Source organism: Candidatus Pseudomonas phytovorans (assembly GCA_029202525.1).
Classification (GTDB): Bacteria; Pseudomonadota; Gammaproteobacteria; order Pseudomonadales; family Pseudomonadaceae; genus Aquipseudomonas; species Aquipseudomonas phytovorans.
In genome coordinates, this window is sequence record CP119325.1 from 5,789,161 (window position 1) to 5,811,629 (window position 22,469).

Genomic DNA, 22,469 nt, shown 5'->3' on the forward strand with positions numbered 1-22,469 from the left:
TAATAGATGCGGACAATCAGTCCAAAGGCGGTACGGGAAGCCCGCGCTTGGCGTAGAAGGCGTCGACAAAGGCGGCCAATTTACCCTGTTGAATAGCCTCGCGTAAACCGGCCATCAAGCGCTGGTAATGGCGCAAGTTGTGGATGGTATTCAGCATGCTGCTCAACATTTCGCCGCACTTGTCCAGATGATGGAGATAGGCGCGGGAGAAGTTGGTGCAGGTGTAGCAGTCACAGGTCGGATCCAGCGGCGATTCATCGTGGCGATGGAACGCATTGCGGATCTTGATCACCCCTGTATCGACGAACAGATGGCCGTTACGCGCGTTACGCGTAGGCATCACGCAGTCGAACATGTCGACGCCGCGGCGCACACCCTCAACGAGATCTTCCGGTTTGCCTACCCCCATAAGGTAACGAGGTTTGTCAGCAGGCATCATGCCCGGCAGGTAATCCAGCACCTTGATCATTTCGTGCTTGGGTTCGCCCACCGACAGGCCACCGATCGCCAGGCCGTCGAAGCCGATGTTTTCCAGGCCTTCCAGCGAACGCATGCGCAGGTCCTGGTACATACCGCCCTGAACGATGCCGAACAGCGCCGCCGTGTTGTCGGCATGGGCGTTCTTCGAGCGCTGGGCCCAGCGCAGCGACAGTTCCATGGAAGTACGTGCCACGTCGTGCTCGGCCGGGTACGGGGTGCACTCGTCGAAGATCATCACCACGTCCGAGCCCAGGTCGCGCTGTACCTGCATCGACTCTTCAGGGCCCATGAAGACCTTCGAGCCATCGACTGGCGAGGCGAAGGTCACGCCCTCTTCCTTGATCTTGCGCATGGCGCCCAGGCTGAACACCTGGAAACCACCGGAGTCGGTGAGGATCGGGCCTTTCCACTGCATGAAATCATGCAGGCCGTTGTGCTTCTTGATCACCTCGGTGCCCGGGCGCAGCCACAGATGGAAGGTGTTGCCCAGGATCATCTCGGCGCCAATGGCCTCGATATCGCGTGGCAGCATGCCCTTGACCGTGCCATAGGTACCCACCGGCATGAACGCCGGGGTTTCCACCGTGCCACGTGGGAAGGTGATGCGACCACGACGGGCCTTGCCGTCGGTGGCCAGCAGTTCGAAGGACATTCGACAGGTGCGACTCATGCTTGATCCTCGGGGCCGCGTGGCGCCGGATTGCGGGTGATGAACATGGCATCACCGTAACTGAAGAAGCGGTACCCGTTTTCGACCGCCGCCGCGTAGGCAGCCATGGTCTCGGGGTAACCGGCGAACGCCGAGACCAGCATCAGCAGCGTGGACTCCGGCAGGTGGAAGTTGGTGACCAGGGCATCGACCACATGGAACGGCCGGCCCGGGAAGATGAAGATGTCGGTGTCGCCACTGAACGCCTTGAGCACACCATCGCGCGCCGCACTCTCCAGCGAACGCACGCTGGTGGTGCCGACCGCGATCACCCGGCCACCACGCGCGCGACAGGCCTCGATGGCATCGACCACATCCTGGCCCACTTCGAGCCATTCCTTGTGCATGTGGTGGTCTTCGATCTTGTCGACCCGCACTGGCTGGAAGGTGCCAGCGCCCACGTGCAGAGTAACGAAGGCCCGCTCCACGCCTTTGGCGGCGATCTGCTCCAGCAGCGCTTCGTCGAAGTGCAGGCCCGCCGTGGGCGCGGCAACTGCACCGGCGCGCTGGGCGTACACGGTCTGGTAGCGCTCGCGGTCGGCGCCCTCGTCGGGGCGGTCGATGTAGGGTGGCAGCGGCATGTGGCCGACGCGGTCGAGCAGTGGCAGCACCTCTTCGGTGAAGCGCAGCTCGAACAGCGTGTCATGGCGCGCGACCATTTCGGCCTCGCCACCGCCATCAATGAGGATGACCGCGCCAACTTTCGGCGCCTTGCTGGCACGCACATGGGCGAGCACCCGGTGGCTGTCGAGCACGCGCTCGACCAGCACTTCCAGCTTGCCGCCGGAGGCTTTCTGGCCAAACAACCGTGCCGGGATCACCCGGGTGTTGTTGAACACCATCAGGTCGCCGGGGCGCAGGTAGTCCAACAGATCGGGGAATTGCCGGTGCGCCAGCGCGCCGGTCGGCCCATCGAGCACCAGCAGACGGCTGCCATGGCGCTCGGCCAACGGGTGGCGGGCGATCAGGGAATCGGGGAGTTCGAAGGAAAAATCGGCGACGCGCATGATGATGTTCGGTTCGGCAGGGCCGGGAAGTTTAGCCCAATGTGTGAAAATTGACCATGAAAGCCGATTGACCGACCAGCGGCACCTCTCTATACTGCGCGCCACTGCCCTGATGGCGGAATTGGTAGACGCGGCGGATTCAAAATCCGTTTTCGAAAGGAGTGGGAGTTCGAGTCTCCCTCGGGGCACCAAGATCCGGAAAAAACCGACCTTATGGTCGGTTTTTTTTCGTCTGCGATTTCTCAAATCGAGCGTCATAGCTGCCAGAGCTACAGCCCTGAGCCGACTTTCGGGGCGCGACGCGATCTCCGTGGGAGCGGGCGAGCCCGCGAATAATCCAACGCGGTAGTTGGCACCGGCTACGCCGGTGCGCGCGGGCGCGCCCGCTCCCAGCTCCCGCCAGTTTGACGCCGCCCCAATGACTCCAAGCCCTGCAGCCATACCTGCATTCTATTGGTCGCACGCACGACTAACACTTAAGCTGTCATTCATCGGATATATGCCGAAAGTATTGCCAGCATAATGGCACTTAGCCATAGTTGCGCCCCCTTCCCACCACGCCCAGTGTGACCCATGAAAACAATAGCGCCCTGTATGGCAGCAATGATGCTGCTCGGTGGGTGCAATGGAGTGCCAACGTCGTACGTTTCAGACCCCGTCTACAGCCAGGCTTTCGTGGTGACCTCCGGTGCCCCGCTGCCGATGTTGCTGATGGCCAGTGCCATCCAGTGGAACGAGGATTACGCAGTAACCGCCAAACACACCCCCTTCCTGCGCAACGTGGTCCACGAGGGCCTCGGTGACGTGGTGTTCTTCGAGCACAAAGCCGACAACGTGCCGCTCTGGCGCCAGTACGTGCCTGGGGAGGCCGTGACGGCGGTGGGTTTCAACAGCTTCATGATGCCGATGCAAGGCAAGGGCCATGCCCTGCCGTCGCTGGTAAGGCTTGAAGGTACGCCGGGCAGCGTCTTCTACTCGGTGCACGACGGCCCTATCACCAAGGGCATGTCGGGCGGGCCGGTGTTTGCCGATGACGGCCAGGTGGTGGGCATCAACGTCGCCATCATCCCCACCAGCGAGATCGACGCCGGCAGGCGTCCGGACCTGGTCGGCAAGGAGCGCATCAGCGTGTTCATGTCGTTCAACGAGATCGACAAGGAATGGCGGCGTTATCAATACATGCTGGGGCATAAGGCCAAGCCGCAGGCACCGGCTTCGGTCAAAGGCTATGTAGCGGTGGTGGCCAAGCCTTGAGTTCAGTGCCTGGGCACATTTGCCGATGCAAAGCGGCTTATGATGCAAGGCTGATGGCCTCTTCGCGGGCACGCCCGCTCCCACAGGGCTCACAGTATCCAACACCTGAGTTGTACCTGTGGGAGCAGGCGTGCCCGCGAAGAGGCCCTAGCAGCCAGCGCAAGAAGGACCTGCCATGCACCTGACCCACCGCCCCGTCCATCCCGACGACATCCCAGCCATCTGCAGTTTTGCGCAGGGCCCGGACGAATTGTTCTACATGTTCCCCAAGGCCACCTACCCCCTCACCCCCGCCCAACTGAACGACGCCATCGCCCAACGCAGCGGCTCCACGGTGGTGGAAGGCAACGGTAATGTTCTGGCCTTTGCCAACTTCTACAAAGCCGAACACGGCTGCGTTTGCGCCTTGGGCAATGTAGTCGTGGCCCCTACCGCGCGCAGCCATGGCGTAGCGCGCTACCTGGTAACCGCCATGATCGCGCTTGCCCGCAAGCAATACGCCGCCCGTGAAGTGTGGGTGTCCTGTTTCAATCACAACACCGCAGGCTTGCTGCTTTATCCACAGTTGGGTTTTGTGCCGTTCGGCATCGAAGAGCGACAGGCGTGGGATGGCACACGAGTGGCGCTGGTGCAGATGAAGCAGGTGCTCATTCAACGGGCCACGGCATGAGGCTGAACCAGAAGGTCTACACCCAGGGCTCGAATGACTTTCAGCACGGTATCGAAGCGAGGCTTTGCACCTGGGCTTAGGGCCTTGTAGAGGCTTTCTCTGCCCAGTCCGCTCTGCGCAGCAATGTGTGTCATGCCTCGTGCGCGAGCAATATGGCCAAGTGCTCGAATGATTTCCTCAGTGTTGCCATCTGCCAGCACCTGGCTAAGGTACTCACTGATCGCCTCATCACTGCCCAACAAGGCGGCCATATCAAATGGAATCAGTTTTTCGTTCATTTCATCTCCTTCAGCAGCTTTCTGGCTTTGAGAATGTCGACCGACTGTGTGGACTTGTCGCCACCGACCAGCAGCAGAATCAACCTGTGCGCCCTTTAGAGGAATTCAGGTATATCTCATAAAATCGTCAGACCTTTCCCTTCGCTACAGCTACAAAATCCCTTGCAACATTCGCCACACGAACCTTCTACGACCCTCGACGTCCGATCCTGCATCCCCCACGTTTCGAGGTACCCCGCGTGAAAGATCTGATCGCCCGCAAGTACCGCCTGGTCGTGAAAACCATCGGCTACATCGGCTGGTCGCTGTTCTGGCTGCTGATCTGGGATGTGCTGGTCACCATCGACTTCATGCTGTTCTTCAACAGCAAGTTCACTTTGCCGCTGATCCCGTTGACCTTGCTGGGCTCGGCGCTAGTGGTGCTGGTGAGTTTTCGCAACAGCAGCGCCTACAACCGCTGGTGGGAGGCGCGCACGTTGTGGGGCGCGTTGGTGAACGGATCGCGCAGCTTTGCGCGGCAAACGCTGACGCTGATCGACGACCCGGATGATGGCTTGAACCCGATCAAGGCCACGTTGCTGCGCCGGCATATCGCCTATGTGAACTGCCTGGCGGCGCACCTGAAGGGTGAAGCGTGCCCAGACGAGTTGATGGCGTTCATTCCACCGGCAGAGTTCGAGCGGCGCAACCGCTCGAACAATTTTGCCAATGACATTCTGGGCGGTTCGGCAGCCTTGCTGGCCCGGGAATACCAGGCTGGGCGGCTGGACAGCATCCGCCTGGCACGGCTGGAGTCGACGCTGGTGGACTTGTCCAATGCCCAGGGTGGCATGGAGCGGATCGCCAACACGCCGTTGCCCTACCCCTATGTGTATTTCCCACGGCTGTTCATCACCCTGTTCTGCCTGATCGTGCCGGTGGGGCTGGTGGAGTCGCTGGGCTGGTTTACGCCACTGGCTTCCACGGTGGTGGGATTCATGTTGCTGGCCATCGAGCGAATCGGGACGGATCTGCAGAGCCCGTTCAGGTTCAGTGAGCACCAGATCCAGATGGACACCATTTGTGAGACCATCGAGCGGAACCTGGATTCGATGCAGCGGGAGGCGCAATGTGCCGAGGTTGTAGACGCCTGAGAGCGTTTGGGGCTGCTCTGCAGCCCCGGGTATTTGTCAGGCCCGCACATAACGCTGGCGCAACACATCACTCAACACATCCACCAGCAACACCAGCACCAGCATGCCAATGATCACCGTGCTGGCCTGGGCCTCCTGGAACAGGCTCAAGGTGGTGTACAGCATCTGCCCCAAGCCGCCTGCCCCGACAAACCCCAGCACGCTGGCCATACGAATGTTGTTCTCCCAGCGGTACAAACTGTAGGCCAATAATTGCGGCCACAGGTTGGGCAAGGTCCCGAAACAGAAAGCCGCCACTTGGCTGCCACCCTGCAAGCGGATCGCCGTCGCCGGCTCCGGGGGCGCATTCTCCAGCGCCTCGGCAAACAGCCGCCCAAGCACCCCAGCCGTATGCAACGCCAAAGCCAAGGTGCCGGCATTCGGCCCAAGGCCGGCCGCCAGCACCGTCAGCGCCGCCCACACCAGTTCAGGGATGGCCCGCAGCGCATTCAGCAACAACCGCGATACAGCCTGCAACGGCCAGCCGAAACGCCCCGCCGCCGGCAGTGCCAGCAACATCCCCAGTACCATCGCCAGCAAGGTGCCCAGGCCGGACATGGCCAGGGTTTCCAGCGCCCCACGCCACACTGCCTTCAGGTGCCCGGCAGTCAGGTCCGGGTGTAGGAAACGCTCGGCATACTCGCTCATCTGCCCAAGCCCGCCATTGCCCACCAACGCCTTAAGGTCCATCTCCAGGTAAGCGAACGAGGCCACTACCGCCACCGCGATAGCACCCAGCAGCAAGAGATTGATCACCCGTTTCACGCCAACCTCCCGCGCAGCAGGCGGCTAAGCAGGTCGGCCAGCATCACCAGTACCAGGAACGTCAGCAACATGCTCGCCACCTCGGCACCGGCGAACATGCGCATCGACAGGTCGATCTGCTGCCCCAGCCCGCCAGCACCGACAAAGCCCATCACCACCGAAGCCCGCACCGCACACTCCCAGCGGTACACGGTGTAGGACACCACTTCGGATGCGGCATTGGGCAAGATGCCGTAGAGAAACGCCGCCAGCCGGCCACTGCCCGCCTGCAGCAAGGCATGGGCGGGGCGCTGGTCGACCGACTCGAAGATCTCGGCGTACACCTTGCCGAGCATGCCGCTGTAGGTAATCGCGATCGCCAGCACGCCTGCCGTCGGCCCCAGCCCCACAGCGCGCACGAACAGCAACGCCCAGACGATCTCCGGCACGCTGCGCAAAAATATAAGCAGCCCGCGCACCGGCAGGCGCAGCAGCCGTGACCGCACCCCCGCACGCCCCCCACGGGAGGCGGCACGCAACGACAAAGCGCGGCTGGCCAGCAGGCCTGCCGGAACTGCCAGCAGCAATGCCAACGCCATGCCTGCGGTGGCCACGGCCAGGGTCTGCAGAGTGGCTTCGTACAGCAACGCGAGAAAGTCCGCATCGTGTGCCGGTGGCCAGAAGGCGCTGGTGAAAATGGCGATCTGCTGCCGGTTCTCAGCCTGCAGCAGCACCCATGGGTTCAGCTCGCTCAACTGAATGCCAGGCCACAGCACGGCCGCTGCCAGCAAGGTCAACAACAACCGCGGCAGCAGGGCCGGGTCGCGGGCTTCTGCATTCAGCATCGCGGAATCTGCACAGTCAGGGTCGACCCCTGGGTCGGCGGCGAAGTCAGTTGTTCGTTCGCGTACAGTGCATCCAGCATGGCCTCGGTGACCGCATCGGCCGGGCAGTCAAACACTACCTGCCCCTCGCGGATACCGATTACCCGTGGGAAATGCGCCAGCGCCAGGTCTACGGCATGCAGGCTCGCCACCAGCGTGACGCCGTTGGCCTGGGCATAGCGGTTGAGCAAGGCCAGGCTGTGGTCAGCCAGCACCGGGTCCATGGCCGACACTGGCTCGTCGGTCAGTAGCACCTGCGGCCGCTGATACAGCACCCGGGCGATGCCCACCCGCTGCAACTGGCCACCGGACAATTGCCCGCACTGCACGAACAACTTGTCGGCCAGGCCGAGCTCGGCCAAAACCCGGCGCGCCCCCGGCACATCGATGGGGTGCAGCAGGTTGAGCAAGCCACGCAGCACTCCCCACTGCCCCAGACGCCCGGCCAGTACCGCCGTCACCACCCGCTGGCGTGGCGGCAAGGGCGGCGCCTGGTGCACCAAGCCGACCCGCGCCCGCAAGCGCTGACGTGCCCCGGCAGACAACACCCAGGGCTGCTCGCCCAGCAGCTCCAGGTACCCGCTGCCGGGCTGAATGGCCGTGGCCATCAGGTGCAGCAAGCTGGACTTGCCCGCCCCTGACGGCCCGATGATGGCAACGCGCTCCCCCTGCTCGATACGCAGGCTGACCGCATCAAGCGCGCGTACCTGACCATGGCGCAGGCTCACACCGTGCAAATGGATAGCCACAATGGCTGCGGTCACTTGAGCAGGCCAGCCTCGCGCGCAGCCTGCTCGGTGCCCACATAGTTCTCAGGCTTGGTCTCGATGAAGCGGCTGGCGGCCTGCAGGTCAAGGATCGCCTTGTGCTCGGGGTTGGCCGGGTCGAGGTCAAGGAAGGCTTTCTTGATCTTCTCTTTCAACACAGGGTTCATGTTGCCGCGCACGGTCCAGTTGTAGTCGAAGTAGGTCGGAGTGGTGGCGAATACCTTCACCTTGCTGGTATCGACCTTGCCGGCGTCCACCAGCTTCTGCCACACGCTGGCGTTGAGCACGCCACCGTCGACCTTGCCGGCCTGCACCCAGGCCACGGTGGCGTCATGGGCGCCAGAGTAGGCCACGCGGCTGAAGTACTCCTCAGGCTTGATGTTGTCCTGCTTGAGCATGAAGTAACGCGGCATCAGGCTGCCCGACGTGGACGAGACGGAGCCGAAGGCAAACGACTTGCCTTTGAGGTCGGCCAGGCTCTTCACGTCGGGGTTGGCAGTGATGAACTTGGAGGTGAACTGCGCGTCCTGCTCACGCTGCACCAGCGGCGTAGCCGCAGGATCCTTCAGGTGTACCTGGACAAAGGTGAAACCACCCAGCCAGGCCAGGTCAAGGCGGTCGGCAGCCAGCGACTCGACCACCGCCGGGTAATCAGCCACCGGTACGAACTTCACCTCCATGCCCAACTGCTTGGCCAGGTACTCGCCCAACGGCTTGAACTTGCGCTGCAGTTCGGTAGGCGCTTCGTCGGGGATGGCGCTGACCCGCAGGGTTTCAGCAGCCTGAACGGCAATGGCACAGCAGGACAGCACGAGGCCGGCGGCGAGCGCCAGGTGGCGTTTGAACATGAGTGTTCTCCGGTTCAATAGCGGGGGATGGCCAACATTTATGCCAGCACCGGCAAGTATAAGAGGCAAAGGCCCGATGGCCAGCTTTGCTAAACTCGCGCAACAATCTGACCTGCCGAGGTGCGTATGAGCGAGCCGATTCGCCTGACCCAGTACAGCCATGGTGCCGGCTGTGGCTGCAAGATCTCTCCCAAGGTGCTGGATGTGATCCTGGCCGAAAGCGGCGCCCAGGCCCTGGACCCGAAACTGTGGGTCGGCAACGCATCGCGCGACGACGCAGCCGTGTATGCGCTGGACGATGAGCGCGGGGTGGTCTCAACCACTGACTTTTTCATGCCCATCGTCGATGACCCATACGACTTCGGCCGTATCGCCGCCACCAACGCTATCAGCGACATCTACGCCATGGGTGGCGACCCGCTGATGGCCATCGCCATCCTGGGCTGGCCAGTCAACGTGCTACCACCGGAAGTGGCCCGTGAAGTGATCCGTGGCGGCCGCGCCGTGTGCGCCGAAGCCGGGATCCCGCTGGCCGGTGGCCATTCCATCGACGCCCCGGAGCCGATCTTCGGCTTGGCCGTGACCGGCGTGGTCAGCAAGCGCCACCTCAAGCGCAACGACACCGCCACTGCAGGCTGCCGGCTGTACCTGACCAAGCCACTGGGCATCGGCATCCTCACCACCGCCGAGAAACAAACGAAGCTGCGCGCGCAGGACCAGGGCCTGGCCCGCGACTGGATGTGCACCCTCAATACCCCCGGCAGCCGCTTTGGCAAGCTCGACGGGGTCAAGGCAATGACCGACGTCACCGGCTTCGGCTTGCTCGGGCACCTGGTTGAGCTGGCCGAAGGCAGCGGCCTTACCGCGCTCCTGGACTTCGCTGCAGTGCCCCGGCTGCCCAGTGTCGACCACTACCTGGCCGAGGGCTGCATTCCCGGTGGAACCCTGCGTAACTACGACAGCTACGGGCACAAGATCGGCGCCCTCGACAACGACCAGAAACACCTGCTGTGTGACCCGCAGACCAGCGGCGGCCTGCTGGTAGCCGTTGCCCCGGAGGGCGAAGCCGAGTTCCTTGCCGTGGCGGCCGAACTGGGCCTTCAGCTGGCGCCGATTGGCAAGTTGGTCGAACGACAGAGCCACGCGGTCGAGGTGAACTGATGCGCCCCGACTGCACCGATTTGCGCCAGCTGTTCCTCGACGATGTGCCGATGATGGACATGCGAGCGCCCGTCGAATTCGCCAAGGGTGCCTTCCCTGGCGTGGTCAACCTGCCGCTGATGAACGACCAGGAACGGCAGAAGGTCGGCACTTGCTTCAAACAGCAAGGCCAGGCAGCTGCCATCGCCCTTGGCCATCAGCTGGTCAGCGGCGCCAGCAAGCGGGCACGAATGGACGCCTGGGTGGCATTCACCCAGGTCCACCCGCAAGGCTATCTGTATTGCTTTCGGGGCGGGCTGCGTTCGCAGATCGTGCAGGGCTGGCTGCGTGATGAAGCGGGCATTCAGTACCCGCGCGTCAAAGGCGGCTACAAGGCCATGCGCACCTTCCTGCTGGAGACGACCCAGCAGGCGGTACAGCAATGTGATTTCGTGCTGGTCGGTGGACTGACCGGTACCGGCAAGACCGATGTGCTACACCAGCTTGAAAATGTGCTGGATTTGGAAGGCCATGCCAACCATCGCGGCTCCAGCTTCGGCAAACGCGCCACAGCGCAACCGGCTCAGATCGATTTCGAAAACCAGCTGGCCATCGATGTGCTGAAGAAGCGTGCCCGAGGGATCGGGCAGTTCGTGCTGGAGGATGAAGGCCGCATTGTCGGCAGCTGCACGGTGCCGCTGGAGTTGTACCAGGGCATGCAGCAGTACCCGCTGGTGTGGCTGGAGGACAGTTTCGCCAACCGCGTGGAGCGTATTTTGCGCGACTACGTGGTCAACCTGAGTGCCGAGTTTGTCGCCGTGCATGGCGAGGAAGACGGCCGCCGGTTGTTTGCCGAGCGCATGCTGCAGAGCATGGCCAACATCTACAAGCGCTTGGGCGGCGAGCGTTATCAGCGGTTGTCAGCGGTTCTGCTCGAAGCCCTGCAAGAGCAGCAGCGCAGCGGCGCGGTGGACTTGCACCGGGGCTGGATAGTAGGCTTGCTGAACGAGTATTACGACCCGATGTATGCCTACCAGCGCGACGCCAAAGCCGAACGCATCGAGTTTGCCGGAGATGCCGTGGAAGTGCGCGAATACCTCAAGGCCCGGGCGCTGCGGGAACCGCGCAAGTAAACCAGCTCCTACAGGTATTTCCTGAACCTGAAACCTGTACAGAACCTGTGGGAGCGGGCATGCCCGCGAAGAATCCAGCGAGGTGGATGGCACCGGCGTAGCCGGTGTTCGCGGGCACGCCCGCTCCCACATGGACAGCGTGATCCTTGAGCCTGCGCAATTCCTGTGTCAATGGATTTACCCAACTCACTGCCCCGGGCTGAGCACCCTTTCCAGCTCTGCCGCGCGGTCGCGGGTCATGTCCATCATGCACGACCCACCCTCCAGCTGCGCCATGGTCCCGCCGCTGGCCTGCACATGAAACTGGCAATTGCCATCGCGGTAGGCCAGCCACTTGCGCTGCACATCGCGCAGGCTCTTCTGTTGCCCGGCATCCAGCTTACCCATCAGTTGCTTGTACACCCGGTTCAAGCGCTGGTCCTGCACCTGCGTCTCGGCTCCGATGCATTCGCTCATGGCCACCGTACTGGAGGCCTTGTCCATGCACTGCCCATAAGCGGCTGTGTAATCGTCCGCCACGGCCAAGGGCAGAACGCAGGCCAGTGCCAGGCCTGTCAGGCAATGCTTGATCATGCAAACCCTCCTTGCGGGTATCAAAACGACTGCGGTTGCTCAGGCGGCATCAGCACCTTGCCCGGTTCGAAGCGCAACGATGGCATCTGCGTCGCCGCATACAACGTCACGCCCAGCGCCGCGATCAACACCACATCAAGCCAGTTCCAGCCCGGCATGTCGTCGGTGCTGCGCGCCTTCCAGCAATGCCATGCCTGCCCCAGGCAGAACACTACCATCGCCAGCAACCACAGGTAGAAACCGGCGCCAAAACCGGTGAGGTCGTTAAAGCCGTAGCTGCGGTTATCCGGCAAGCGGTCGATGCCAAAACTGCTGGCGGCCAGGTAAACCGCAGCCAGCCCGGCCACCAGCGCCAACCGTCGGAACCGCCGATGGGCAAGGATGGCCAGGGCCAGCAGCGGGTTGGCAAACCATTGGTACAAGCCGAAGGGCATGCCCCATGGCCCGTACAGCAGCATCTGCAGGGCTGGCATGTGGCGTTCGCCGCTCATCAGCGCGCCATCGAAGAACAGGGCGAGCAGATACAGCAGCAGGCTGATGCTCAGGTAAAAAACGGGCAAGGGACATACCTGGAGAAGAAGGACAGCCTGTGACCTTAACTCAGCCGTTGCCCCGCTTCCAGATTCACGCACGGGCGTTGGGGCATCAGGCCACCGGTGGCTCCAGCAGCAAACCGTAAATACCCGAGTCAGACAATTCACCCGCCACGCACCAACGCGCCCGCAGCGTGCCTTCGAGCACAAAGCCCTGGCGCTCCAGGGTGCGTGCCGAGCCTTGGTTGCGCGGGTCGATTTCGCCTTCCAGGCGACGCATGTGCAGGGTGTGGGCGAGGTAGTCGATGAAGCAGGTCAGCGCTTCGTCCATGTAGCCCCGGCCCTGCACGGCGCTGGCCAGGCAGTAGCCAATTTCACCGCGGCGCGAAATGTCGTCGATGTTGAACAGCTGGACCATGCCGATCAGCTCGCCGTTGTCGCGGCGATACATGCCGAGCTTGAGCTGGTCGCCGTTGGCATAGGCTTCGCGGTCGGCGGCCAGGGCGCTTTCGGCTTCGGCCAGGTTTTGCCATGGGGCATGGTGCCAATAACGCATGACCTCGGGATCGGCCATGATCGCCAGCCACTGCGCGGCATCGGCATGGCGCATGGGGCGCAATTGCAGGCGCGGGCTGTCTAGGCAGAGGTCACTTGGGAAACTGCGGGGTGGGGTCACACCGGATCTCCTGTCCATTGCTGGGGAGATGACAGTTTAACGTCAAGTGCAAGGTTCCGGCATCCCGGGGCTGCTTTGCAGCCCATCGCGACACAAGGCCGCTCCCACAGGGAACGCACCAGTTTGAAGATTGTGGGATCACTGTGGGAGCGGGTTCACCCGCGAAAGGGCCAGTGCAGGCGAGCAGAAATGGCTCAGGCCACCTCCGCCCCATCATCCGGCCAATGCGGCTCGTTGGCCCCAGGCGGGGTCAGCGGTGGCAGGCCATATGCGGCCCGCGCATCATCACAGCTGGGGTTGTGCACCCCACCCTCCCACGACGCATCGAACTCGCGGCACGGGCTGGAACGGTTGGCATAAATGGTACAAGCCACCTCTTTACCAATCTCGCCGTCCAGGCTGACACAGCGGCAGGGCTTGGCGTCGGTGCCGATCATTGCAACACGGGTAGGATTGATCTGTACCACCAGATCGTCCGGCACAACGCCCCCGGCAGACTGGCATTCGCCCCAGAAGAAGGACACACGGAAGAACCCGCAGCAGGCGCCGCAGTCAAGGCAAGGGTTATAGTCGGACATGAGGCCACGGAGGGAAGGTTGTTGTTATCGGGGCTGAGCCCGCGGCGCCATTTTTAATCCAAGCGGGGGCGGCTGGATAGAGGGGTAACGCAAAAATAGTTGCCGCTGATCCGGCCGCCCGTTGCTGTCAGCAAATGGCCTTGTAAGTCGCAGCATCCCAACGCTGAAGGGCAAGGCCTGCGCTCGGGTCATAGTCGCTACCCTGGACCTTGCTGAATTGAGTGCGGTCTTCACCACAGTGCACCAGTCGGTCGTGCTGTTCACCTTCGGTCAACAAGGTGTAGGACTCACTGCGCATGGCCTGGTATTGCTTGTCAGCACCCGCCATGAGCTGGTGATACTTCATCAATTGGCTGTCGCCCAAGGTCAGGCGCTTGTCCAGTTTTACGCCCCAACGTGTAAGGCACACTTCGGCAAAATGGCGAACGATCAGCCCCGGCTCAACCAACACCTTGCCGTCGCCTGCACCATCGGCCGAGGCATTCCCCACCAAGGTGGCATGCCGGCCAGGCATCGGGTAGACGCATATCCGCGTATTTTTTGCGACTGAAGGGATCACACAGGCAAAACCTTTTGAACGCTCGTCCCGCGAGTAGAAGCCGACGTATTCCTTGACGTTATCAGACAATGTCACACGTTCGGTTTGCACATTGCCTACCCCTGGCACCGGGTCGATGGCAAATATGTTCACCGGTATCCCCCGTAATACCGGGTCTTGCGCCATGGCATTGGCCAGCATGTGGCAACTGATGCCTCCCCTGCTCCAACCGATCAGGTTGACCTGGGTGGGCAGACGCGGCTTGCGGAACATGCTGATGATGCGCTCTTGCAACTCCTGTGGGGTGGGGTGGCGCTCACCGTAGTTGTAGGTACGCCAGAACCAGGAAGCAGCGGAGGATGCATCCGGAATGGGTACGCCAGCCTCTTTCAGCCGTTGATATTCTGCTTCGCTCAACTCGGTGCGTTGCCAGCTGCTTTCGCCTTTGATCACCTGCAGCACATGGTTGATGTTTTCTTCCCAGCCGCGGCCGAACAACTGACCGGTCCAGTTGAAGTAGCCGCCGGGTTCGACGAACAGGTTGTCGTCTTGCAGGTTGCCGCTACCGGGGCCATCGACAGCTATCCAGTGGGCAAACTCGCGGCCCTGGTCATTGCTGGCCAGGGTCGAGACCAGTTCGCCATTCCAGAAATTGGGGTTGGCATCGTCGAAGCGGTGGGAGCCGGTGCCGCAGAAATAGGCGGTGAAGACACTCATGGTGGATCTCGTTTGGTGAGAAATGAGTGCTGAAGGTAGGTCGGCAGATCGGGGGAATGCAGGCGGAAATGTCGCCTCTGAGTCCGTCGGGGCTGCTTTGCAGCCCCAACAGGCTTAATTGCGAGCCAGGCCGTCAGCCCGGAACATCTGGCGGATGCCGCGAATGGCCTGGCGAATGCGGTCCTGGTTCTCGATCAGGGCAAAGCGTACATGATCATCACCATATTCGCCGAAACCGATCCCTGGCGACACGCAAACCTTGGCCTCGGCCAGCAGTTTCTTGGAAAACTCCAGCGAGCCCATGTGCGCATACTGGTCAGGGATTTTTGCCCACACGTACATCGACGCCTTGGGGTTCTCGACCATCCAGCCCAGTTCATGCAGCCCCTTCACCAGCAGGTTGCGACGCTGGCGGTACTGCTCGGCAATATCGCGCACGCACTGCTGGTCGCCTTCCAGCGCAGCAATGGCCGCAACCTGCAGCGGCGTGAACGTACCGTAGTCGTGGTAGCTCTTGATCCGCGCCAGGGCATTGACCAGTTCGGGGTTACCGACCATGAAGCCGATTCGCCAGCCCGCCATGTTGTAGCTCTTGGACAGGGTGAAGAACTCCACCGCAATGTCCTTGGCGCCAGGCACTTGCATGATCGACGGGGCTTTCCAGCCGTCGTAGACGATGTCGGCGTAGGCCAGGTCATGCACCACCAGCACGTCGTACTGCTTGGCCAGGGCTACCACGCGCTCGAAGAAGTCTAGTTCAACGCACTGGGCGGTAGGGTTGGACGGGAAGCCGAGGATCATCATCTTCGGCTTGGGGATCGACTCGCGGATAGCCCGTTCAAGCTCGTTGAAGAAGTCCACACCCGGCACCAGCGGCACCGAACGCACCTGGGCACCGGCGATGACCGCACCGTAGATATGGATCGGATAGCTGGGGTTGGGCACCAGCACCGTGTCGCCCTGGTCGAGCGTGGCCAGCATCAGATGTGCCAGGCCTTCTTTGGAGCCGATGGTGACGATGGCTTCGCTTTCCGGGTCGATGTCGACCTCGTAGCGTTCCTTGTACCAGTTGGAAATGGCCCGGCGCAGGCGCGGGATGCCGCGCGAGGTGGAATAGCCGTGGGTGTCTTCACGCTGGGCGACCTGCACCAGCTTCTCGACAATGTGCGGCGGAGTGGCACCGTCGGGGTTGCCCATGCTCAGGTCAATGATGTCCTCGCCACGGCGGCGGGCAGCCATCTTGAGCTCGGCAGTGATGTTGAAGACGTAAGGGGGGAGACGATCGATGCGCGCAAAGCGGCGCGGCGAACCTGGGTTGGCCATGGTTACCTCTGAGGACGTAAGCGCCCGGAACCGTCCGAGCGACGCTGGCCGATGTGGCGGCCTGAGGCAGAAGATAGTGCCGAAACAGGATGCCTGTAAAGGACAATTTCCTGTTTTATTATATTTTTTCAGATGTATTTTTTGGAAATCTGAGATTTATGTTCCTTGTACTGGCCTCTTCGCGGGCTCGCCCGCTCCCACAGGGTCCTCCACAGGCCCTGAGACTTGCGCTGTACCTGTGGGAGCGGGCAAGCCCGCGAAGAGGCCGGCACAGGAAAACACCCATAAAAAAACCCCGGCACAATGGCCGGGGTTTTCATGAAGCAGGCAGCAGTTTCAGCGTGCGTAGGTCATCAGCACGTCCGCAGCCGTCTGGCTGTCCACACCCATCATCACGCTCAGGGCGGTAACGGTGAGGATGGAGAAGCCGAACACCTTGCGCGCCCACTTGCTGTCGTCTTCAGCCTTGTAGCCACCCCAGGCCATGTACAGCCAGTACAGGCCCATGGCAGCTGCCACGGCCAGGTAGCCGAGGCCGGCGTAACCGCCGAGGGTCAGCATCAAGGTGGCGAGCACGAAAGCCAGCACGTACAGCACGATCTGCTTCTTCGCCGCGAGGATGCCGCGCGCCACCGGCAGGACCGGGATGTTGGCAGCGCTGTAATCCTTGAAGCGGAAGATGGCAATGGCAAAGCTGTGCGGCATCTGCCACAGGCTGAACATTACCAGCAGGGTCACAGCAGCCAGGTCGAAGCTGTTGCTGACGGCGCAGTAGCCGATCACCGGAGGCATGGCACCGGACAGGCTGCCGACCAAGGTGCCGTGCACCGATTTACGCTTCAGCCACAGGCTGTAGAAACCGACGTAGACGACGAAGCCAATCAGGGCGCAGAACGCCGACAGCGGGTTGGCCTGGACATACAGCAGGCTGAAACCCGCCACCCCGAGCAGGGTGGCGTAGATCAGCGCGAGGGGCAGCGACATGCCGCCCTGCACCATGACGCGGTTCTTGGTGCGCTCCATCTTGTGGTCGATGTCACGGTCGATGCAATTGTTGAACACGCATCCGGACGCAACCACCAGCGAAGTACCGATCACCACCGCCAGGAACAGGGCGAAATCCACATGGCCCTTCGAGGCAAGGAAGAAACCGCCTGCCACGGAAAGCACGTTACCGAAAATGATCCCCGGTTTGGTGATTTGGATAAAGTGCTTAACGGACATGCAGTCTTACCTCACTTGGCCATCATTTCGACGTGGATGTTGAACATGATCCACAGCGACAGGCCGACCAGCAGTGCAATTACCATGACGGTGAACAGGAACGTCGACACGTTGTTGCGTTGCTCTTTCGAGCGGTCCATGTGCAGGAAGTACACCAGGTGAACAACTACCTGGATCACGGCCATGGCAACAATGATCAGAACGGTCAGGTTCTTCGGCAAGCTGGCAGTCATTGCCAGGGCAAACGGGATCGCGGTCAGGATGATCGACAGTACAAAGCCGATCATGTACGACTTGACGCTACCGTGATTACCTTCGTGATGAGTGTCGTGTGCGTTAGCCATTACAGAACCCCCAGCAGGTAAACGACGGTGAATACGCAGATCCAGACCACGTCCAGGAAGTGCCAGAACAGGCTCAGGCAGCTCATGCGGGTCTTGGCGGTCGGCGTGATGCCGTGCTTGTTGATCTGGTACATCATGATTGCCATCCAGATCAGACCGGCAGTCACGTGCAGGCCGTGGGTACCTACCAGGGCGAAGAACGCCGACAGGAAGCCACTGCGCTGCGGGCCGAAGCCCTCGCTGATCAGGTGATGGAATTCATAGATTTCCATCGCGATGAAGCCGGCACCGAACAGGAAGGTCACAGCCAACCAGCCCAGCACGCCCGCTTTCTTGCCGTCGAACATCTTCAGCATGGCGAAGCCGAAGGTGATCGAGGACAGCAGCAGGAACAGCGTTTCAACAGCTACGAAATCGAGCTGGAAGATGTCATGACCCGACGGGCCGCCGGCAAAACTGCCGGACAGCACCGCGTAGGTAGCGAAGAGCGACGCAAACAGGATGCAGTCGGTCATCAGGTACAGCCAGAAACCGAGTACGGTCATCTGGCCCGAGTCGTGGTGGTGATCGTCATGCCCATGGTCATGACCATGAGCTGCACCGTGGATTACTTGACTGGACATTGATTACACCCGCTCAAACGATTCGACACGTGCGCCGGCAGGCAGAACACCTGCTTGGGCCAGCGCTTTCATGCGCTCGCCTTCGATGCGCGCCACTTCTTCGGCCGGAACCATGAAGCCCTGGTCGTCACGTGCAGCGTGGCGAACGAAGACTGCGATGGTTGCCAACAGGCTCGCGCCCACCAGCCACCAGATGTGCCAGATGAAGGCGAAGCCGAACACGGTCAGGAACAGACCCATGAACAGACCGGTGGAGGTGTTGCTCGGCATGTGGATCGCTTCGTACTTGGCCGGAACCTTGTACGCAACGCCGGCTTCCTTGGCTTCGTGCCAGGCGTCCAGGCCAACTTTCTCAGGCATGTGAGCGAAGTTGTAGAACGGTGGTGGCGACGAAGTGGACCACTCGATGGTACGGCCGCCCCATGGGTCGCCAGTGACGTCCATGTTGTCTTTGCGGTCGCGAACCGAAACGAAGATCTGGATCAGCTGGCAAGCGATACCGAACAGGATCAGCACGGCGCCGGCTACCGCTACCCACAGGTAGGGTTCCCACAGTGGGTTGTCGGAGTGGTTCAGACGACGGGTCATGCCCATGAAGCCCAGGGCGTACAGCGGCATGAACGCAACGTAGAAGCCCGAGATCCAGAACCAGAAGGCAGCTTTGCCCCACTTCTCGTTCAGGGTGAAACCGAAGGCTTTCGGGAACCAGAAGGCGAAACCGGCGATGTAGCCGAATACCGCGCCACCGATGATCACGTTGTGGAAGTGCGCAATTACGAACAGGCTGTTGTGCAGAACGAAGTCAGCACCTGGAACGGCCAGCAGTACGCCGGTCATGCCACCGATGGAGAAGGTGACCATGAAGCCCAGGGTCCAGAGCATCGGTGCGGTGAAGCGCACACGGCCTTGGTACATGGTGAACAGCCAGTTGAACAGCTTCACACCGGTCGGGATGGAGATCAGCATCGTCGCCAGGCCGAAGAAGGTGTTGACGCTGGCGCCGGCACCCATGGTGAAGAAGTGGTGCAGCCATACCGCAAAGCCGAGGATGGCGATCGCACCCGATGCGTAGATCATCGAATGGTGGCCGAACAGGCGTTTGCCAGAGAACGTCGAGGTCACTTCCGAGAACACGCCGAAGGCCGGCAGAATCAGAATGTAAACCTCAGGGTGACCCCACGCCCAGAACAGGTTGACGTACATCATCGGGTTCCCACCAAGCTCGTTGGTGAAAATGTGGAAGTCCAGATAACGGTCAACAGTCAGCAGCGCGAGTGCGGCAGTCAGGATCGGGAACGAAGCAACGATCAGAACGTTGGCCCAGGTGCAGGTCCAGGTGAAGATCGGCATGTCCATCAGCTTCATGCCAGGTGCGCGCATCTTCATCACGGTGACGAGGAAGTTCACACCGGTAAGCGTCGTACCCAGTCCGGATAGCTGTAGCGCCCAGATGTAGTAGTCGACACCCACCCCAGGGCTGTACTGAATGCCCGCGAGCGGCGGATAGGCAACCCAGCCGGTCTTGGCGAATTCACCAACGCCCAGCGAGATGTTGACCAGCAGCACGCCTGCCAGCAGCAGGTAGAAGCTCAGGGAGTTCAGGAACGGGAAGGCAACGTCACGTGCACCGATCTGCAGAGGAACCGCAAGGTTCATCAGGCCGGTGAAGAACGGCATCGCCATGAAGATGATCATGATCACACCGTGAGCGGTGAAGATCTGGTCATAGTGTTCAGGCGGCAGGTAGCCTTCGGAGCCACCGGTAGCGGCAGCCAGCTGGGTACGCATCATGATGGCGTCGGCAAAGCCGCGCAGCAACATGACCATCGCGACGATGATGTACATCACGCCGATCTTTTTGTGGTCGACAGTAGTCAGCCACTCGCTCCACAAGTAGGTCCACTTGCGGAAATAGGTGATAAGACCGACGACAGCGATACCGCCGAGCGCGATCATGGCAAGCGTCACCATGACTATCGGCTCGTGATAGGGTATCGCCTCCAGGCTTAGTTTACCGAACATCTCTTACTCCTCTGCACCGGCAGCTGGTTGCATACTCGTTTCCACACCCTTGGTAGTGGCCAGATCTTTGCTGCCTGCTTCTTCGTGGACCGGCTTGCCGCGGTTCATGCCTTCGTACTTGTCGACGATGGTCTGGAACAGCTCCGCTGGCGCCTCGCTGTACAGCGCGACTGGGACGTATTCGCTAGGCTTGACCAGAGCTTCATACTCGGCCTTGTCCAGCTTCAGTGGCGACTGCTTGACCTCGGCGACCCATGCATCGAAGTCGGCCTGGGAAGTGGCAGTAGCCTTGAATTTCATGCCGGTGAAACCAGCACCGCTGTAGTTGGCGCTGATACCGTCAAACACACCGTTCTCGTTGGCGATCAGGTGCAGTTTGGTGGTCATGCCGGCCATGGCGTAGATCTGGCCACCCAGGCCCGGGATGAAGAACGAGTTCATCACGGCGTCGGAGGTGACGCGGAAGTTGATCGGGGTGTTAGCCGGGAAGTTGATCTTGTTGACCGTAGCGATGCCCTGCTCCGGGTAGATGAACAGCCACTTCCAGTCCAGTGCGACCACGTCGATCTGAATCGGCTTCACGTCCGAATCCAGCGGACGGTATGGGTCCAGCTTGTGGGTGGACTTGTAGGTGACATAACCCAGGGCGATGATGATCAGGATCGGGATGATCCACACCGCAGCCTCGATCTTGGTCGAGTGCGACCAGTCAGGGGTGTAGGTGGCTGCCTTGTTGGAAGCACGGTACTTCCAGGCGAACGCCAAGGTCATGATGATGACGGGAATCACCACCAGCAGCATGAGGCCGGTTGCGATCAGGATCAGGTTCTTTTGCTCAATGCCGACCTGGCCCTTCGGGTCGAGCAGGGTCCAGTTGCACCCACTGAGTAAAAGCATGCCTAAAACGGGCAATATGCCAAACAGTCTGGGGTAACGCTTTTTACTCATCTCACGACCTCTAGATCAGCTTGCTTCAATGCAATTTGTGTTTTGGTAGCCAACACTTCGTCCTGCCAAGTGAGGCATTTTGCGCCCGTACTCGCTCCCGCCTGGGGTCCGACTGCAGGACCTTGGCTTCAAACGTGTCAGCGGTGCTTATGGTTTCGTAGGCAACAGGCCTGTACTTCAGACCAAGTCCATTTGGTGCGGGAAAACGCGGAGGGGTGTCCGCCCGGTATCGCCGTTGGGCGAAACTTGACGAAGTCAGCAAAAAGGAGCGCTGGGGCTTCCTTCAATCCTGCGACTCGCAAGCAGTGCCGAACGGAAATTGGGGGCGATTGTAGTGAGGTCGCCAACCCTTGACTATGACTTATTGAGCAACAGTCTTTTACAGAATGCGTAACAATGCAGCCCGATTATTCAACTTCGCGACAGTTTGTCGCACCCCGTCTGGTAGACCTCAAAGCCGCATACTGCAAGGCTTTGTGGTTGATCTGGATCAAGCGGTGCGCGACATTTCCCTCTTCTCATGCGGTGTAAAAGACCACATGCAATTCAGGACCTTTGTCTAAGCCTGGCGTCGGTTGCGGTAGATGCCGAACGGCACCAGGATGGCGGTCAGCACGAATGCCACGAGCGCCCATTGCGCCAGCGACAAACCGAGGAGCGGCGGGTACGGCGTACTGCAGAAGCCATCGACCTGGAACGCCAGCGGCCAGAGCTTGGCCAGCGGCAGGTCGTCCACGATCGGCTGGAGGGTGTCGATGCCACAGCTGACCATGGGGTTGGCGAGTATATACACATGGTTGCCAGCCGCAATGATTCCGCCAATTGCGCTAAGCACCACCATGGCCTCGAAGAAGGTCAGGCTACGGCGCCCGGGCATCGCTGCGGCGATGAAGGCAAATACGGCAATGAACAGCAGCGCGTAACGCTGCAGGATGCACAGCGGGCATGGTGCTTCGCCCAGTACCACTTGCATATAGAGGGCGCCGCCGATCAGCGAGAGGCAGATCAGGCCCAACAGCACCAGAAAGCGCCGTTCCCGATTCAGGCGCGAGGTTTGTTCGTTCATTGCCGGTTCCTTCGATGGAGAGTGGCAGCGTGGTCCGCCTGCCTGGGCGCAAGTCTACACGCTGGGCGTGTCGAGGAAGCGGCGTGATAGCACTGCGCAGGGCTATCCGGTGTGGCTGAGACCGGCCGCAAGAACGTCGGTTCAACGCAAGGTGGCAAAAAAAGGCTGCCCGGGTGCCGCGCAGGGGCAAGCCCCTCGACACCCGGGAGTGAAGGATA

Annotated in this window: 24 protein-coding genes and 1 tRNA gene; 6 read left to right on the top strand and 19 right to left on the bottom strand. The window is 61.1% G+C overall.

What is annotated here, in order from left to right; genetic code table 11:
• Nucleotides 1–16: 16 nt before the first annotated feature.
• On the bottom strand, nt 17–1,132 hold the full coding sequence (gene tgt, locus P0Y58_25615) for a tRNA guanosine(34) transglycosylase Tgt (GenBank protein WEK33397.1): 1,116 nt from the start codon (nt 1,130–1,132) through the stop codon (nt 17–19).
• Nucleotides 1,133–1,146: 14 nt separating this feature from the next.
• The gene (gene queA, locus P0Y58_25620) at nt 1,147–2,196 is read right to left on the bottom strand and encodes a tRNA preQ1(34) S-adenosylmethionine ribosyltransferase-isomerase QueA (protein ID WEK30230.1); all 1,050 of its coding nucleotides are present in this window, start codon (nt 2,194–2,196) and stop codon (nt 1,147–1,149) included.
• A 106-nt stretch (nt 2,197–2,302) separates the two neighbouring features.
• On the opposite strand from queA, the gene P0Y58_25625 reads away from it, so the two are divergent.
• The 3 genes from P0Y58_25625 to P0Y58_25635 all read left to right on the top strand — a co-directional run bounded on the left by P0Y58_25625 (nt 2,303) and on the right by P0Y58_25635 (nt 4,120).
• Nucleotides 2,303–2,387: transfer RNA gene (locus P0Y58_25625), tRNA-Leu, on the top strand.
• A 415-nt stretch (nt 2,388–2,802) separates the two neighbouring features.
• Complete coding sequence (locus tag P0Y58_25630) at nt 2,803–3,450, top strand: serine protease (protein ID WEK33398.1); 648 nt, start codon at nt 2,803–2,805, stop codon at nt 3,448–3,450.
• Nucleotides 3,451–3,625: 175 nt separating this feature from the next.
• On the top strand, nt 3,626–4,120 hold the full coding sequence (locus P0Y58_25635; protein ID WEK30231.1) for a GNAT family N-acetyltransferase: 495 nt from the start codon (nt 3,626–3,628) through the stop codon (nt 4,118–4,120).
• Here P0Y58_25635 and P0Y58_25640 read toward each other — a convergent pair.
• Entirely contained in the window at nt 4,102–4,398 is a 297-nt protein-coding gene (locus P0Y58_25640; GenBank protein WEK30232.1) for a putative addiction module antidote protein, read from the bottom strand. The genes P0Y58_25635 and P0Y58_25640 overlap by 19 nt on opposite strands.
• Nucleotides 4,399–4,637: 239 nt before the next feature.
• Between P0Y58_25640 and P0Y58_25645 the strand changes: the two genes are divergently transcribed.
• Nucleotides 4,638–5,531 (top strand): bestrophin family ion channel, encoded by an 894-nt coding sequence (locus tag P0Y58_25645; GenBank protein ID WEK30233.1) that lies wholly within the window; start codon nt 4,638–4,640, stop codon nt 5,529–5,531.
• 36 nt (nt 5,532–5,567) lie between these two features.
• Here P0Y58_25645 and phnE read toward each other — a convergent pair whose 3' ends face one another.
• The 4 genes from phnE to P0Y58_25665 are packed head-to-tail and all read right to left on the bottom strand — an operon-like array spanning nt 5,568 to nt 8,813.
• Nucleotides 5,568–6,335, bottom strand: coding sequence for a phosphonate ABC transporter, permease protein PhnE (phnE, locus tag P0Y58_25650; protein WEK30234.1), 768 nt, complete (start codon nt 6,333–6,335; stop codon nt 5,568–5,570).
• Nucleotides 6,332–7,159: an ABC transporter permease gene (locus P0Y58_25655; GenBank protein ID WEK30235.1), complete on the bottom strand. Its 828-nt coding sequence runs from the start codon at nt 7,157–7,159 to the stop codon at nt 6,332–6,334. Before P0Y58_25655 ends, phnE begins: the two co-directional genes overlap by 4 nt.
• Nucleotides 7,153–7,962 (bottom strand): ATP-binding cassette domain-containing protein, encoded by an 810-nt coding sequence (locus tag P0Y58_25660; GenBank protein ID WEK30236.1) that lies wholly within the window; start codon nt 7,960–7,962, stop codon nt 7,153–7,155. Before P0Y58_25660 ends, P0Y58_25655 begins: the two co-directional genes overlap by 7 nt.
• A complete protein-coding gene (locus P0Y58_25665) occupies nt 7,959–8,813 on the bottom strand; it encodes a putative selenate ABC transporter substrate-binding protein (GenBank protein WEK30237.1) in 855 nt (284 codons plus the stop codon). Before P0Y58_25665 ends, P0Y58_25660 begins: the two co-directional genes overlap by 4 nt.
• A gap of 126 nt (nt 8,814–8,939) precedes the next feature.
• On the opposite strand from P0Y58_25665, the gene selD reads away from it, so the two are divergent.
• Complete coding sequence (selD, locus tag P0Y58_25670; protein ID WEK30238.1) at nt 8,940–9,974, top strand: selenide, water dikinase SelD; 1,035 nt, start codon at nt 8,940–8,942, stop codon at nt 9,972–9,974.
• Nucleotides 9,974–11,086 carry a tRNA 2-selenouridine(34) synthase MnmH gene (gene mnmH / locus P0Y58_25675; GenBank protein ID WEK30239.1) on the top strand — a complete coding sequence of 371 codons (1,113 nt, stop codon included), beginning with the start codon at nt 9,974–9,976 and terminating at the stop codon, nt 11,084–11,086. The genes selD and mnmH overlap by 1 nt, the downstream gene beginning before the upstream one ends.
• Nucleotides 11,087–11,272: 186 nt before the next feature.
• Here mnmH and P0Y58_25680 read toward each other — a convergent pair whose 3' ends face one another.
• The 12 genes from P0Y58_25680 to P0Y58_25735 form a co-directional block, all read right to left on the bottom strand.
• Nucleotides 11,273–11,659: a lysozyme inhibitor LprI family protein gene (locus P0Y58_25680; GenBank protein ID WEK30240.1), complete on the bottom strand. Its 387-nt coding sequence runs from the start codon at nt 11,657–11,659 to the stop codon at nt 11,273–11,275.
• Between the two features lie 20 nt (nt 11,660–11,679).
• Nucleotides 11,680–12,219 carry a hypothetical protein gene (locus tag P0Y58_25685; protein WEK30241.1) on the bottom strand — a complete coding sequence of 180 codons (540 nt, stop codon included), beginning with the start codon at nt 12,217–12,219 and terminating at the stop codon, nt 11,680–11,682.
• 85 nt (nt 12,220–12,304) lie between these two features.
• Nucleotides 12,305–12,868 (bottom strand): GNAT family N-acetyltransferase, encoded by a 564-nt coding sequence (locus P0Y58_25690; GenBank protein WEK30242.1) that lies wholly within the window; start codon nt 12,866–12,868, stop codon nt 12,305–12,307.
• Nucleotides 12,869–13,062: 194 nt separating this feature from the next.
• A complete protein-coding gene (locus tag P0Y58_25695) occupies nt 13,063–13,446 on the bottom strand; it encodes a YkgJ family cysteine cluster protein (GenBank protein WEK30243.1) in 384 nt (127 codons plus the stop codon).
• A gap of 127 nt (nt 13,447–13,573) precedes the next feature.
• Nucleotides 13,574–14,701 carry a hypothetical protein gene (locus P0Y58_25700; protein WEK30244.1) on the bottom strand — a complete coding sequence of 376 codons (1,128 nt, stop codon included), beginning with the start codon at nt 14,699–14,701 and terminating at the stop codon, nt 13,574–13,576.
• Between the two features lie 114 nt (nt 14,702–14,815).
• Nucleotides 14,816–16,024 (bottom strand): alanine transaminase, encoded by a 1,209-nt coding sequence (gene alaC / locus P0Y58_25705; protein ID WEK30245.1) that lies wholly within the window; start codon nt 16,022–16,024, stop codon nt 14,816–14,818.
• A gap of 336 nt (nt 16,025–16,360) precedes the next feature.
• A complete protein-coding gene (gene cyoE, locus P0Y58_25710) occupies nt 16,361–17,248 on the bottom strand; it encodes a heme o synthase (GenBank protein WEK30246.1) in 888 nt (295 codons plus the stop codon).
• Nucleotides 17,249–17,259: 11 nt separating this feature from the next.
• Nucleotides 17,260–17,592 carry a cytochrome o ubiquinol oxidase subunit IV gene (gene cyoD / locus P0Y58_25715; protein ID WEK30247.1) on the bottom strand — a complete coding sequence of 111 codons (333 nt, stop codon included), beginning with the start codon at nt 17,590–17,592 and terminating at the stop codon, nt 17,260–17,262.
• Complete coding sequence (gene cyoC, locus P0Y58_25720; protein WEK30248.1) at nt 17,592–18,215, bottom strand: cytochrome o ubiquinol oxidase subunit III; 624 nt, start codon at nt 18,213–18,215, stop codon at nt 17,592–17,594. The genes cyoD and cyoC overlap by 1 nt, the downstream gene beginning before the upstream one ends.
• A 3-nt stretch (nt 18,216–18,218) precedes the next feature.
• Nucleotides 18,219–20,237, bottom strand: coding sequence for a cytochrome o ubiquinol oxidase subunit I (gene cyoB / locus P0Y58_25725; protein WEK30249.1), 2,019 nt, complete (start codon nt 20,235–20,237; stop codon nt 18,219–18,221).
• 3 nt (nt 20,238–20,240) lie between these two features.
• Nucleotides 20,241–21,185, bottom strand: a complete 945-nt coding sequence (cyoA, locus tag P0Y58_25730) for a ubiquinol oxidase subunit II (GenBank protein ID WEK30250.1) — start codon at nt 21,183–21,185, stop codon at nt 20,241–20,243.
• 559 nt (nt 21,186–21,744) lie between these two features.
• Entirely contained in the window at nt 21,745–22,251 is a 507-nt protein-coding gene (locus P0Y58_25735) for a disulfide bond formation protein B (protein ID WEK30251.1), read from the bottom strand.
• Nucleotides 22,252–22,469: the final 218 nt, after the last annotated feature.

What these genes read in the sequence shown, in the direction of transcription:
- mnmH (WEK30239.1), top strand. Translation starts at nt 9,974, where the DNA reads ATGCGCCCCGACTGCACCGATTTGCGCCAGCTGTTCCTCGACGATGTG.
- cyoB (WEK30249.1), bottom strand. Translation starts at nt 20,237, where the DNA reads ATGTTCGGTAAACTAAGCCTGGAGGCGATACCCTATCACGAGCCGATA.
- queA (WEK30230.1), bottom strand. Translation starts at nt 2,196, where the DNA reads ATGCGCGTCGCCGATTTTTCCTTCGAACTCCCCGATTCCCTGATCGCC.
- tgt (WEK33397.1), bottom strand. Translation starts at nt 1,132, where the DNA reads ATGTCCTTCGAACTGCTGGCCACCGACGGCAAGGCCCGTCGTGGTCGC.
- selD (WEK30238.1), top strand. Translation starts at nt 8,940, where the DNA reads ATGAGCGAGCCGATTCGCCTGACCCAGTACAGCCATGGTGCCGGCTGT.
- alaC (WEK30245.1), bottom strand. Translation starts at nt 16,024, where the DNA reads ATGGCCAACCCAGGTTCGCCGCGCCGCTTTGCGCGCATCGATCGTCTC.
- P0Y58_25680 (WEK30240.1), bottom strand. Translation starts at nt 11,659, where the DNA reads ATGATCAAGCATTGCCTGACAGGCCTGGCACTGGCCTGCGTTCTGCCC.
- P0Y58_25635 (WEK30231.1), top strand. Translation starts at nt 3,626, where the DNA reads ATGCACCTGACCCACCGCCCCGTCCATCCCGACGACATCCCAGCCATC.
- P0Y58_25655 (WEK30235.1), bottom strand. Translation starts at nt 7,159, where the DNA reads ATGCTGAATGCAGAAGCCCGCGACCCGGCCCTGCTGCCGCGGTTGTTG.
- cyoE (WEK30246.1), bottom strand. Translation starts at nt 17,248, where the DNA reads ATGTCCGTTAAGCACTTTATCCAAATCACCAAACCGGGGATCATTTTC.
- P0Y58_25695 (WEK30243.1), bottom strand. Translation starts at nt 13,446, where the DNA reads ATGTCCGACTATAACCCTTGCCTTGACTGCGGCGCCTGCTGCGGGTTC.
- cyoD (WEK30247.1), bottom strand. Translation starts at nt 17,592, where the DNA reads ATGGCTAACGCACACGACACTCATCACGAAGGTAATCACGGTAGCGTC.
- cyoA (WEK30250.1), bottom strand. Translation starts at nt 21,185, where the DNA reads ATGAGTAAAAAGCGTTACCCCAGACTGTTTGGCATATTGCCCGTTTTA.
- P0Y58_25735 (WEK30251.1), bottom strand. Translation starts at nt 22,251, where the DNA reads ATGAACGAACAAACCTCGCGCCTGAATCGGGAACGGCGCTTTCTGGTG.
- P0Y58_25700 (WEK30244.1), bottom strand. Translation starts at nt 14,701, where the DNA reads ATGAGTGTCTTCACCGCCTATTTCTGCGGCACCGGCTCCCACCGCTTC.
- P0Y58_25640 (WEK30232.1), bottom strand. Translation starts at nt 4,398, where the DNA reads ATGAACGAAAAACTGATTCCATTTGATATGGCCGCCTTGTTGGGCAGT.
- cyoC (WEK30248.1), bottom strand. Translation starts at nt 18,215, where the DNA reads ATGTCCAGTCAAGTAATCCACGGTGCAGCTCATGGTCATGACCATGGG.
- P0Y58_25630 (WEK33398.1), top strand. Translation starts at nt 2,803, where the DNA reads ATGCTGCTCGGTGGGTGCAATGGAGTGCCAACGTCGTACGTTTCAGAC.
- P0Y58_25665 (WEK30237.1), bottom strand. Translation starts at nt 8,813, where the DNA reads ATGTTCAAACGCCACCTGGCGCTCGCCGCCGGCCTCGTGCTGTCCTGC.